This is a genomic window from Pseudomonas taiwanensis DSM 21245 (genome assembly GCF_000425785.1).
In the GTDB taxonomy this organism is placed as follows: domain Bacteria; phylum Pseudomonadota; class Gammaproteobacteria; order Pseudomonadales; family Pseudomonadaceae; genus Aquipseudomonas; species Aquipseudomonas taiwanensis.
In genome coordinates, this window is sequence record NZ_KE384451.1 from 303,106 (window position 1) to 314,805 (window position 11,700).

General features: G+C 61.4%; 11 protein-coding genes. 7 read left to right on the top strand and 4 right to left on the bottom strand.

Annotation, left to right across the window (positions count from 1 at the left end):
* Nucleotides 1–39 precede the first annotated feature (39 nt).
* The 7 genes from rnc (at nucleotide 40) to H620_RS0123245 (ending at nucleotide 6,850) form a co-directional block, all read left to right on the top strand.
* Nucleotides 40–729: a ribonuclease III gene (gene rnc, locus H620_RS0123215; RefSeq protein WP_023378974.1), complete on the top strand. Its 690-nt coding sequence runs from the start codon at nucleotides 40–42 to the stop codon at nucleotides 727–729.
* A complete protein-coding gene (gene era, locus H620_RS0123220) occupies nucleotides 722–1,624 on the top strand; it encodes a GTPase Era (RefSeq protein ID WP_023378976.1) in 903 nt (300 codons plus the stop codon). The genes rnc and era overlap by 8 nt, the downstream gene beginning before the upstream one ends.
* Nucleotides 1,625–1,748: 124 nt before the next feature.
* A complete protein-coding gene (gene recO, locus H620_RS0123225; RefSeq protein WP_023378978.1) occupies nucleotides 1,749–2,432 on the top strand; it encodes a DNA repair protein RecO in 684 nt (227 codons plus the stop codon).
* 61 nt (nucleotides 2,433–2,493) lie between these two features.
* Entirely contained in the window at nucleotides 2,494–3,216 is a 723-nt protein-coding gene (gene pdxJ, locus H620_RS0123230) for a pyridoxine 5'-phosphate synthase (protein ID WP_189672858.1), read from the top strand.
* A gap of 197 nt (nucleotides 3,217–3,413) precedes the next feature.
* Entirely contained in the window at nucleotides 3,414–4,631 is a 1,218-nt protein-coding gene (locus tag H620_RS0123235; protein WP_238346465.1) for an alpha-xenorhabdolysin family binary toxin subunit A, read from the top strand.
* A 12-nt stretch (nucleotides 4,632–4,643) separates the two neighbouring features.
* The gene (locus H620_RS0123240) at nucleotides 4,644–5,639 is read left to right on the top strand and encodes an alpha-xenorhabdolysin family binary toxin subunit B (RefSeq protein WP_023378982.1); all 996 of its coding nucleotides are present in this window, start codon (nucleotides 4,644–4,646) and stop codon (nucleotides 5,637–5,639) included.
* Between the two features lie 65 nt (nucleotides 5,640–5,704).
* On the top strand, nucleotides 5,705–6,850 hold the full coding sequence (locus H620_RS0123245; RefSeq protein WP_027908116.1) for an alpha-xenorhabdolysin family binary toxin subunit A: 1,146 nt from the start codon (nucleotides 5,705–5,707) through the stop codon (nucleotides 6,848–6,850).
* Nucleotides 6,851–6,885: 35 nt separating this feature from the next.
* On the opposite strand, the gene cmoB is transcribed toward H620_RS0123245, so the two are convergent.
* From cmoB to lon, 4 genes are all read right to left on the bottom strand, one after another.
* The gene (gene cmoB / locus H620_RS0123250; protein WP_023378984.1) at nucleotides 6,886–7,842 is read right to left on the bottom strand and encodes a tRNA 5-methoxyuridine(34)/uridine 5-oxyacetic acid(34) synthase CmoB; all 957 of its coding nucleotides are present in this window, start codon (nucleotides 7,840–7,842) and stop codon (nucleotides 6,886–6,888) included.
* Nucleotides 7,839–8,582, bottom strand: a complete 744-nt coding sequence (gene cmoA / locus H620_RS0123255; protein ID WP_023378985.1) for a carboxy-S-adenosyl-L-methionine synthase CmoA — start codon at nucleotides 8,580–8,582, stop codon at nucleotides 7,839–7,841. The genes cmoB and cmoA overlap by 4 nt, the downstream gene beginning before the upstream one ends.
* 88 nt (nucleotides 8,583–8,670) lie before the next feature.
* A complete protein-coding gene (locus H620_RS0123260) occupies nucleotides 8,671–9,063 on the bottom strand; it encodes a protease inhibitor I42 family protein (protein ID WP_023378986.1) in 393 nt (130 codons plus the stop codon).
* A gap of 109 nt (nucleotides 9,064–9,172) precedes the next feature.
* On the bottom strand, nucleotides 9,173–11,593 hold the full coding sequence (lon, locus tag H620_RS0123265; RefSeq protein ID WP_027908117.1) for an endopeptidase La: 2,421 nt from the start codon (nucleotides 11,591–11,593) through the stop codon (nucleotides 9,173–9,175).
* Nucleotides 11,594–11,700 lie beyond the last annotated feature (107 nt).

Sequence of the window (11,700 nt, forward strand, 5' to 3'; positions counted from 1 at the left end):
TGATTTGAACAACGCGTTTAACAACGAGCGGGTGGCTGCATGAGTGCTTCCCTTACCCGTCTGGAGCGAAAGCTCGGATACACCTTCAAGAACCAGGAGCAGATGCTGCTGGCCCTGACCCATCGCAGCTATGCCGGGCGCAACAACGAGCGCCTGGAGTTCCTCGGCGACGCCATTCTCAACTTCGTGGTGGGCGAGGCGCTGTTCGAGCGCTTCCCCCAGGCCCGCGAAGGCCAGCTGTCGCGCCTGCGAGCCCGCCTGGTCAAGGGTGAGACCCTGGCCCGCCTGGCCCGAGGCTTCGACCTGGGTGAATACCTGCGCCTGGGGTCGGGTGAGCTCAAAAGTGGCGGTTTCCGCCGTGAGTCGATCCTGGCCGATGCCCTGGAAGCGCTGATTGGCGCGATCTACCTGGATGCGGACATGCAGACCGCCCGTGAGCGCATTCTCGACTGGCTCACCGACGAGTTCGATGGCTTGACCCTGGTCGATACCAACAAGGACCCCAAGACCCGCCTGCAGGAATTCCTGCAGTCGCGTGCCTGCGAGCTGCCGCGTTACGAAGTGGTGGACATCCAGGGCGAACCGCACTGCCGCACGTTCTTCGTCGAATGCGAAGTGGTGCTGCTGAATAACAAGAGCCGCGGCCAGGGCGTGAGTCGGCGTATCGCCGAACAGGTCGCCGCCGCCTCTGCATTGATCGCCCTGGGCGTGGAGAATGGCAATGACTGATAACAACCCGACCCGTTGCGGCTATGTCGCCATCGTTGGCCGCCCAAACGTGGGCAAGTCGACCCTGCTCAACCACATCCTCGGCCAGAAGCTGGCGATCACCTCGCGCAAGCCGCAGACCACCCGCCACAACATGCTCGGTATCAAGACCGAGGGTGACGTACAGGCGATCTACGTCGACACGCCTGGCATGCACAAGGCCAACGACAAGGCCTTGAACCGCTACATGAACCGCAACGCGTCGGCAGCCCTGAAAGACGTCGATGTGGTCATTTTCGTGGTTGACCGTACCCGTTGGACCGACGAGGACCAGCTGGTGCTCGAGCGCGTGCAGTACGTCACCGGCCCGGTCATCCTGGCGGTCAACAAAACCGACCGGATGGACGAGAAGGCCGAACTGATTCCGCACCTGCAATGGCTGCAGCAGCAGCTGCCGAATGCCGAGATCGTGCCCATCTCCGCTCAGCAGGGGCACAACCTGGAGTCGCTGGAAGCACTGATCGCCAAGCATCTTCCAGAAAACGAACACTTCTTCCCGGAAGACCAGATCACCGACCGCAGCAGCCGCTTCCTGGCCGCCGAACTGGTCCGCGAGAAGATCATGCGCCAGCTGGGCGCGGAGCTTCCGTACCAGATCACCGTCGAGATCGAAGAGTTCAAGCAGCAAGGGCATGTGCTGCACATTCACGCGCTGATCCTGGTCGAGCGTGATGGGCAGAAGAAGATCATCATTGGTGACAAGGGCGAGCGCATCAAACGCATCGGTTCCGATGCCCGCAAGGACATGGAAGTGCTGTTCGATGCCAAGGTGATGCTCAACCTCTGGGTCAAGGTCAAGGGCGGATGGTCGGACGACGAGCGTGCTCTGCGCTCGTTGGGTTACGGCGACCTGTAATCCCTTCAGGCGGCCAGCACCTCTCTGTGGGAGCGGGTTCACCCGCGAAAGCGTCAGTGAATCCACTGCAGCGTTCGCGGGCGAACCCGTTCCCACAGGCACATCTGGCCTTTAGAGAGTTCTGATGGAACAACCTGCCGCCCAGCCGGCCTACGTGCTGCACAGCCGCGCTTACAAGGAAACCAGCGCACTGGTCGACTTCTTCACGCCGCAAGGGCGTGTACGTGCCGTGCTGCGCCGTGCACGCGGCAAGGGTGGCAGCCTGGTGCGCCCATTCGTGCCGTTGGAAGTGGAATTGCGCGGACGCGGCGAGCTGAAGAACGTTGGGCGCCTTGATACAGTCGGAATTGCCGCCTGGTTGCATGGCGATGCGCTGTTCAGTGGCCTGTATCTGAACGAGCTACTGATGCGCCTTTTGCCTGCCGAAGCCCCTCAGCCCGAGTTGTTCGAGCATTACGCCTTGACCTTGCAGGCACTGGCGGCCGGGCGTCCGCTCGAGCCCTTGCTGCGTTCGTTCGAATGGCGGCTGCTCGAAGACCTCGGTTATGCCTTCGCACTGGACCACGATGTCAACGACCAACCCATCGTTGCGCAAGGTTTCTACCGCCTCCAGGTCGAGGCTGGCCTGGAACGGGTTTATCTGGTGCAGCCTGGGTTGTTCAACGGCAACGAGCTGCTGGCCCTGGCTCAAGCCGACTGGGACGCACCGGGTGCGCTGCTGGCGGCCAAGCGCCTGATGCGCCAAGCGCTGGCGGTGCACCTGGGGTCAAAGCCATTGGTTAGCCGGGAACTGTTTCGCAAGCGCTGAGCACGTCGTATGCTGTGGGGCTACATCTTCAGGAGAGCCTTTCGTGACTCACAGCAACCGCATGCTTCTCGGCGTCAATATCGACCATGTGGCGACCCTGCGCCAGGCCCGGGGCACGCGCTATCCCGACCCGGTCAAGGCCGCGCTGGACGCCGAAGAGGCGGGCGCCGACGGCATCACCGTTCATCTGCGCGAAGACCGCCGGCATATCCAGGAGCGTGATGTCGTGCTGCTCAAGGATGTGCTGCAGACCCGCATGAACTTCGAGATGGGCGTCACGGAAGAGATGATGGCCTTCGCCGAGAAGATTCGCCCGGCGCATATCTGCCTGGTACCGGAAACCCGTCAGGAGCTGACCACCGAAGGTGGCCTGGATGTGGCCGGCCAAGAGGCGCGGATCAAGGCAGCAGTCGAGCGCCTGTCGCGCACCGGTGCCGAAGTGTCGCTGTTCATCGATGCCGACGAGCGGCAGATCGAAGCCTCGCGTCGCGTTGGTGCACCGGCCATCGAGTTGCACACCGGTCGTTATGCCGATGCCGAAACACCGACCGAAGTGGCAGACGAGCTCAAGCGCATCGTCGATGGCGTCGCCTTCGGCGTTGGCCAAGGGCTGATCGTCAACGCTGGCCATGGCTTGCATTACCACAACGTCGAGGCGGTGGCGGCAATCAAAGGCATCAACGAACTCAATATCGGCCACGCCTTGGTCGCGCATGCATTGTTCGTCGGCTTCAAGGCCGCTGTAGCAGAGATGAAGGCGCTGATCGTGGCGGCTTCGCGCTGATTCTTCCTTCTCATCGCCGGTAGTCCGAACCTCTAGAGACAGGTTGACCGGCGATGGCACCCCGCGATTGAAACGGGTCCGGCCCTTCGGGCCAGCGGCCCACCGCTGCCTTCCTTCATGCAGCGGCATGATCACCGTCCCCCTCGTTAGCCACCAGCCCCTGTCGGATCAGGAAAGCCTGCCCGCTGCTGTGGTGCATGACGATTGCCGTACTTTGCCCTGACCGAGCCAATGTAGGGCTCGTATACAGGGGCGAAATCATGAATGAACAATGGGCTGACTATGAGCTGCTTCAACAGAAAGCTGCTAAATACCCGCAAGCTGTAGTGAACGGCTTGGCCTCGCTCGATGGTGAGGGCCAAGGCGGCCTGACGCTCAGTCGCGAACACATCCTCACGCTCAATCGCTATGCCAATTTTGTCTTCGCGTTGCCCTCCAGCCGCGACAACCTGGAGCGTTGGTTGGGCTACAAGCAAATCGAAGAGCCCGAACTTACGCCCGAGTCCATGGACGAGCTGTTCGAGAGCCTGCGCACTCATGCCCGTACATGGGCGCCGCTGTCGGACAGGAGCAAGAAACTGGCAGCCGGGCTTTCTTCCACCGCTGCTTCGATCAACGCGGCCGGTGAAGGCATCCTCGAAGAATCCCGGCGTGCGGTGGGCGAGGTCAAGCACTGGGAGAAGCTCCTGCTAAGCACTCCGGTGAAACTGGACGGCCCAGGCAGGCAGTCAGTTTCGCTACTCGTCGTTTACATGGGCATTCTCAAGGAGGATGTGCAGTGGTATGCGCAGCAGGTGGAAAGCGTAAGGCTCGAAACCGAGAGCTTCCGGGACATCGCGCGTTTCGAGCTGATTCCCGCGGTTAAGCAAAAAGGCCATGCAGTCGAGCGAAAGCAGGGTGACAACCAGGTAGAGAACCTGCGCGAGCAGCTGAAGGTGCTCGACCAGGACATCACTGCACTCAGCACTGAGTACGATCAATACGTGAAGCTGGCGTTGGGTGGCCTGGCCGTTGGCCCCATCGGAGCGGCAATCACCGGGGGAATATACGGCAGCAAAGCGGAGAAAGTGCGCAAAGAGCGCAAGAAGCAGCAGGAGGAGCGCCGTAAAGTCAGCGATCAGTTGCGTCTGCGGGTGAATCTTGAGGGCCGCATGGAAGAGTTGGCGACGTTTGTCGGCGAACTCGACACCCGACTGCAAGACGTGGTCACCGCTGCTTCCCACCTGCAAACGGCGTGGGACACCGTAGGTTCCTATATCGATGCGTCGATCGAAAAGCTCGAAAGCATTTCCGACAACAAGCAGTTGATCAGGTTTTCTTTGTATTTCCGCCAGTTCCTCGCGCAATGGAAACATATCCAGGAAAAATCCCTGCAATTAACCCAAATCTTCGACGATGCAGCCTCGGCTCAATAAGGTGAAACGACCATGAACGACAACGTCCACGTCCTGCCCATGACTGCCGATGCGCCCGAGCTCGGCAAAGTGCTCGCGGCAACACGAAGCTACACCGAGGTGTGGCAGAAGGGTCAATTGAAGTTTTCGACACCGCTCCAGGAAAACCTGGAGCGACACATGAGGCTGTTCACCCATTGCATCGATCAAACGGTGCGTAAGGCCCAAAGGCTGACTGCCGAGCTGGATAACGAAGCGTTGAGCGATATGCTCGCCAGCCTCGGTAGTGGTCACGACAGTGACGTTCTCGCCATAGCCGCAGAAGAGCGGGATACGGTGAAATCGCGACTGGCTGATCAAATATCCCATTTGGGCAGAGAGATCCAGGCGCTCGCTACGTTGCCTTTGCTGGTCGGTACAGCCGATCAGGAGCGATTGAACAAGCAGCAGCAAAACCTGGTCAGGACCCACGCCCAGTTGGTGGAAGAGCATGATCGGGAGCAGCAGAACAAGGAGACGGTCGAGAAGGCCATTGCCACCTTGGAAGCCAATGGACTGCAGACGCGATTCGGTGGTGTGGTCCCTTCACTCGACGATCTCGGCAAACTGGCCGTTCCGGGTGGTGAAACGGTCGTCACCGTCGAGGCTGTCTCCAAAGCCGTCGAACAGCTTCAAACCCTGCTGGGCGATGTCGTCGAAGGTATGCGCTACACCCAACTGCAGCAGGAGCGCCGCAACATCGGTGAGCGCGTGCGCAAGCTAGCCGTTCAGGTCAGAGAACTCGTACAGCGCCAGGCAACGGTGACGCAGAGGCTTGCTGCACTGGAAATGCTGCCGATGCTGCAGGAGCAACGCACGGATTGGGCATCTGGCATGACGGTCGTCAGGCAGGCTCTGGGCAATTTCCACACCCATTTGGAGCGCGCTCCGATCGGTGACGGCGAGCAATTGCGAGTACTCAATGGGCTCTTCAAGCAATTGCTGACCTACCAGCGCCAGCTGTTGGAGCAACACCGTCGCGCGCTTTGAGGGCGCCCATCATGTCGCGCTCTGCGGAGCGCGATTTCTTTGCTATCGACGTCAATTGAAGACTCATGAATCCACGTACGTTGCCTTTCGAAGAGCAGCAGATGAAAGCAATCGTCCTGCCGGGTGAACTGATCCAGGCCATGGATAATCGAGATGGGCAGGGTTCTGCGGGTTTGATCCTTACGGCCGAATCGCGGTCGACGATCAGAAACTACAGCGAACGCATGCGCGTATTGCCGTCCACGCTGGCGCAGACCATCGCGTGGCTGGGGTACGACAGAATCACCGAGCCAGAATTGGCTCCCGAACGGATGTTGGGCCTGTTCAAACACTTGGCTTTGCATGCCCGTACATGGTCGATCCTCGACACGCAGTGCCTGGCTGTCACCACCGCCCTTGCAGAGCATGCCAGGCAGGTCGAAGCGCTCGGTGCCCAGGTGCTGGACCTTGCTGCACGCACACGGGCAATGGGCATCGATCGCGCATCCTGGGCCACGTTGCTTTCAGCGCCGGAAATGGACCTTGGCCCTCGGGACCTGCAATTGCTCCGGTCAATGGCTGACCAGTTGATGTGGCTGCACGGGCAAATCGACGATTTTGATCAACAAGTCGATGGGGTTCGCCTGGGACTCGAGAATTTTCGCGACCAGGCGCGCTTCACACTCAGGCCAGCGGTGTTCGAAAAGTGCCGTGCGGCCAAACGATTCTCGCTGGCGCCGGACGCTGAAGACCTCGAGTGGGAGTTGAGTCGCTTGGACGGTGAGATTCTAGACGTCCGTCATGATTACAGATCCTTCTCCAAGCAGTCGACATTGGGCTGGCTAGGTGGACCGTTCGGAGCCATTATCAGCAACTCGATCTATGGTGCAAAGGCCAGAAAGGCCCGCGCCCAGCTGCATGAGCTGGAGCTGCGGCACCGTCAGCTCAGCCAACGGCTGGCGGAGATCCAGCGGGTGAGCGGTCGCGTCAATGAGCTCAATGCATGCATGGGCGAATTGGAGATCGACTTATGGGACGTGGTGCTGGCGTCGGGGCATCTGCACACGACCTGGCAGACCATCGAGGCCTACCTGGAAAGTTCCGTGGTCCGGCTCGGCAGGATGAACACCCGTCAGGAACTGGTGGTGTTCATCCTGCACTTCCGCCAGTTCCTGGCACAGTGGAGCGGAATCGGCAGGCATGCGGGGCAGATGAGGAATATCTTCGCGTAGGCCAAAAAAACCGCGACGACCACGGGGGTTGCGTTTTACTTGCGGGCCACCAAGGTTGCCCGACGCGGGGCTGGCAGGCCTTCGATGGTCAGGCTGTGGTCGTGGGGATCGAGAAAATCGCTCAGCGACTGATAACGCATCCACTCGGTGCTGCGCTGCTCTTCGATGGTGGTCACGCTGACATCGACACAGCGTACGTCACTGAAGCCCGCCCGGCGCAGCCAGCGCGCGAGCGCAGGCACCGAGGGCAGGAACCAGACATTGCGCATTTGCGCGTAGCGGTCCTCAGGCACCAGCACCTGTTGTTCATCGCCTTCCACGACCAACGTTTCCAGCACCAGCTCGCCCCCTTTGACCAGGCAATCCTTGAGAGCCAGCAAGTGCTCGATCGGCGAGCGGCGGTGGTAGAACACGCCCATGGAGAACACCGTATCGAAGCCTTCCAGGTTGGCTGGCAGGTCTTCGAGGGCGAAGGGTAGGTGCCAGGCCGGCAGTGCTGGAAGGAATCGCTGCACCGCCTGGAATTGGCAGAAGAACAGCCAGTTGGGGTCGACGCCGATCACCATGTCGGCGCCAGCGCCGAGCATGCGCCACTGGTAGTAACCATTGCCACAACCCACGTCGAGCACGCGCTTGCCCTTGAGGTCCAGGTGCGGGCTGACACGCGACCATTTCCAGTCCGAGCGCCATTCGGTATCCACATGAACGCCGAACAGGTTGAACGGCCCCTTGCGCCAGGGCGACAAGCCCATCAGCGCCTGGCGCACCTGGGCGCGGGTCGCGTCGTCGCAGGCGCAGTCCAGACGCAGGCCGTCGACCAGGTCGATTTCGCTAGGCTGCAGGACGGGCAAGGCATCGAGGGCGCCGCGCCAGCGGTCGAGGTCGCCGTGGCCTTTTTCCAGCTTGGCATCCAGCTGTGCTTGCAGGCCCTGGGACCAGGTAGCGAGGGGCGTACCCGCCAAGCGGCGGACCAGAGGGGAAAGATCGATCATGGCAGGGCTATCAGTGAGGCGAAGTTGAGGCATTGGAACCAAGGCACGACCTTGGAGAAACCAGCGGCGTGCAGACGTTCCTGGTGGGCCTGGAGGGTATCGGGCTTCATCACGTTTTCGATGGCACTGCGTTTCTGGGCGATCTCCAGTTCGCTGTAGCCATTGGCACGTTTGAAGTCCAGGTGCAGCTCATTGAGCAGGGTTTGCTCCTCGTCATCGGCGAACCGCAGTTTCTCCGACAGGATCAGCGCGCCGCCCGGCAGCAGGGCCTGGCGGATACGGCCGAGCAACACCAGGCGTTGGTCAGGGGCGATGAACTGCAGGGTGAAATTCATCGCCACCACCGAGGCCGGCTCGAAGGGCAGGGCCAGGATATCGGCTTCCAGCACCTGTACCGGCAGCAGTTCCTGGAACATCGAGTCCTGAGCGGTAAGGTATTGGCGGCAGCGCTCGACCATGGCCGCCGAGTTGTCCACGGCGATGACTCGGCAGCCATCGCTGCGCACGTGACGGCGCAGGGACTGGGTCACAGCGCCCAGCGATGCGCCCAGATCGTACAGCGCGGTATTGGGCTGGGCGAAGCGCGCGGCCAGCACGCCGAGGTTCTCGACGATGGTCGGGTAGCCGGGCACCGAACGCTTGATCATGTCCGGGAATACCCGCACCACGTCTTCGTTGAAGACGAAGTCGGGCACCTGCTCCAGAGGCTGGGCGAATAGGCGGTCGGGTTCTTTGCTCACGGTGGATCCAGGCGCTGGCGATAGACAGGGCCGGCATTCTAGCCAAACCGCGGCGAGGATGCATGGTTGGCTGACCAGCGCTGTGCGATCACTTTACCCGAATGGCGCAATCGAAGGTCTGGACAGGCCTTACTTCGGGAGCCCAGGGTTGTTGGTAGACCAGGACCAGGTGGCCTTCGCCAGCTGACTTGGCCTGGAAGCGCCAGGTCGACAGGCCGGAACTGCCGACGATGCCAGCGTCCTCAGGGTCGCTGTAAACCTCGGGGCCGAGGCTGCGCAGGATGTCCGACGCTGGGTTCTGCACCAGCCAGCGGTAGCCGGTGGTGGGGTTGCTGGGCAGGGTGAGGGTGAGGGATTGACCGACCTGAAGGCGCTTGGGGCATTCGCTTTCAGCGTCCAGTTCGACGGTTTGTCTGGGCTGCTGGGCGCAGGCGGTGAGCAGGGCAAGGCTCAGGGGAACGAGTAGACGAGGGACGGTCATGGTGGCTCCGGAGGCTGGCGTTGGCCTGAGGATAACCGATGATCGCGCGGTTTTGTGCCACCTGTGCCGGCCTCTTCGCGGGCTTGACCCGCGAAGGGCGCACTATCGGTCAGAACAACACTTTGGCGACATCGGCGAAGCGTTTGGCGAAATGCACGGTCAGCCCTTCACGCAGGTAGTCCGGCAGCTCCTCGAAGTCTCCACGGTTGGGCTCCGGCAGAATCAGCTCGAAGATCTTCTGCCGCCGCGCCGCGATCACCTTCTCGCGCACCCCGCCGATAGGCAGGACCTGGCCAGTGAGGGTCAACTCGCCAGTCATGGCCACGCCTTTCTTCGGTGCCTGGTCGCGAGCCAGCGACAACAAGGCGCTGGCCATGGTGATACCCGCACTTGGACCGTCCTTGGGCGTGGCCCCTTCCGGCACGTGCAGGTGGATGAACGCTTCGTTGAAGAACGCTGGATCACCACCAAACTGCTTGAGGTTCGAGCTGACGTAGCTGTAGGCAATTTCGGCGGACTCTTTCATCACATCGCCCAGCTTGCCGGTCAGCTTGAAGCCGCGGTTCAGGGTGTGGATGCGGGTGGCCTCGATCGGCAAGGTCGCACCGCCCATGCTGGTCCAGGCAAGCCCGGTTATCACGCCCTTGCCGGCCAAAACCTGTTCGCTGCGAAACACCGGCATGCCCAGGGCAGGCTCAAGGTCTTTGTTGCCGATCTTCAGCTTGGCGTCAGGGTCATCCAGCAACTTGACCACCGACTTGCGCACCAACTTGCCCAGTTGCTTCTCCAACTGCCGTACACCGGCCTCACGGGCGTAGCCTTCGATCACGGTGCGCAGGGCGCTGTCGCTGATGCTCAGGCTGGCCTTGGCGACGCCGGCTTTTTCCAGTTGCTTGGGCCACAAGTGGCGCTTGGCGATGGCCAGTTTTTCCTCGGTGATGTAGCCAGACAGGCGGATCACTTCCATCCGGTCGAGCAGCGGGCCGGGGATCGAGTCCAGCGTGTTGGCGGTGCACACGAACAGCACCTTGGACAAGTCCAGGCGCAGGTCCAGGTAGTGATCGAGGAAGTCGACATTCTGCTCCGGGTCGAGGGTCTCAAGCAGTGCCGAGGCCGGGTCACCCTGGTAGCTTTGACCCATCTTGTCGATTTCGTCGAGCATGATCACCGGGTTCATCACCTCGACCTCTTTCAACGCCTGCACCAGTTTGCCTGGCTGGGCGCCGATGTAGGTGCGGCGGTGACCCTTGATCTCGGCCTCATCGCGCATGCCGCCGACGCTGAAGCGGTAGAACGGCCGCCCCAAGGATTCGGCGATGGACTTGCCGATGCTGGTCTTGCCCACGCCAGGCGGGCCTACCAGCAGCACGATGGAGCCGCTGATCTCGCCTTTCCAGGCACCGACGGCGAGGAATTCGAGGATGCGTTCCTTGATGTCATCGAGGCCGGCATGGTGCTGGTCCAAGACCTTGCGGGCGTGCTTGAGGTCGAGCTTGTCCTTGCCGTACAGGCCCCAGGGCAGGGCGGTGGCCCATTCCAGGTAATTGCGGGTGACGGCGTACTCGGGCGAGCCGGTCTCCAGAATCGCCAGCTTGCCCATTTCTTCGTCGATGCGTTTTTTCGCCTGCTCCGGCAGGGTCTTGCCTTCCAGGCGCTGTTCGAACTGCTCCAGGTCGGCGCTGCGATCGTCCTTGGTCAGGCCCAGCTCCTGCTGGATGACCTTGAGTTGCTCCTTGAGGAAGAACTCACGCTGGTGCTCGCCGATCTGCCGGTTGACCTCGGCGGAGATCTCGTTTTGCAGGCGTGCGACCTCGACTTCCTTGCGCAGCATGGGCAGGACTTTTTCCATGCGTTTGAGCATGGGCACGCAGTCCAGCACTTCTTGCAGCTGATTGCCGGTGGCGGAGGTGAGCGCTGCGGCGAAATCGGTCAGCGGCGACGGGTCGTTGGGGCTGAAGCGGTTGAGGTAGTTCTTCAGCTCCTCGCTGTACAGCGGATTGAGCGGTAGCAGTTCCTTGATCGCATTGATCAGGGCCATGCCGTAGGCCTTCACCTCATCGGTAGGCTCGGTCGGTTGGCGCGGATAATCGACCTCGACCAGATACGGTGGGCGGTGGTGCTTGAGCCAGGTGCGAATGCGCACCCGGGTCAGGCCCTGGGCGACGAACTGCAGCTTGCCGTTCTCGCGGCTGGCGTGGTGCACCTTGACCAGCGTGCCGTACTGCGGCAGGGCGGAGGTATCGAAGTGGCGATGGTCTTCGGGTGGCGTGTCCATGAAGAACAGTGCCAGGGAGTGGTGCGGTGTCTTGGCCACCAGGTCGAGCGTTTCTGCCCAAGGCTCTTCATTGACGATGACCGGCAGGACTTGGGCCGGGAAGAACGGGCGGTTGTGAATCGGGATCACATAGACCTTGTCCGGTAACTGCTGGCCGGGCAAGGCGAGGGCGTGGCCAGTGTTGGCCTGGGACTGAAGGTGTTCGACTTCGCTGTGTTCGTCGGGTTGTTCCGGGAAATCCTGCTGGTCGCTCATGGGGCACCTGCGTAAATGACTATGGTGCTTAGATGGGGCGGGGGGGAATGGGTTTCAATGGTGTAGGAGCGCCCTTGTGTCGCGCAAGGCTCGTTTAGCAGCCCCAG

What these genes read in the sequence shown, in the direction of transcription:
- H620_RS0123260 (WP_023378986.1), bottom strand. Translation starts at nt 9,063, where the DNA reads ATGACCGTCCCTCGTCTACTCGTTCCCCTGAGCCTTGCCCTGCTCACC.
- H620_RS0123235 (WP_238346465.1), top strand. Translation starts at nt 3,414, where the DNA reads ATGACGATTGCCGTACTTTGCCCTGACCGAGCCAATGTAGGGCTCGTA.
- H620_RS0123240 (WP_023378982.1), top strand. Translation starts at nt 4,644, where the DNA reads ATGAACGACAACGTCCACGTCCTGCCCATGACTGCCGATGCGCCCGAG.
- recO (WP_023378978.1), top strand. Translation starts at nt 1,749, where the DNA reads ATGGAACAACCTGCCGCCCAGCCGGCCTACGTGCTGCACAGCCGCGCT.
- lon (WP_027908117.1), bottom strand. Translation starts at nt 11,593, where the DNA reads ATGAGCGACCAGCAGGATTTCCCGGAACAACCCGACGAACACAGCGAA.
- cmoB (WP_023378984.1), bottom strand. Translation starts at nt 7,842, where the DNA reads ATGATCGATCTTTCCCCTCTGGTCCGCCGCTTGGCGGGTACGCCCCTC.
- era (WP_023378976.1), top strand. Translation starts at nt 722, where the DNA reads ATGACTGATAACAACCCGACCCGTTGCGGCTATGTCGCCATCGTTGGC.
- rnc (WP_023378974.1), top strand. Translation starts at nt 40, where the DNA reads ATGAGTGCTTCCCTTACCCGTCTGGAGCGAAAGCTCGGATACACCTTC.
- pdxJ (WP_189672858.1), top strand. Translation starts at nt 2,494, where the DNA reads ATGCTTCTCGGCGTCAATATCGACCATGTGGCGACCCTGCGCCAGGCC.
- H620_RS0123245 (WP_027908116.1), top strand. Translation starts at nt 5,705, where the DNA reads ATGAATCCACGTACGTTGCCTTTCGAAGAGCAGCAGATGAAAGCAATC.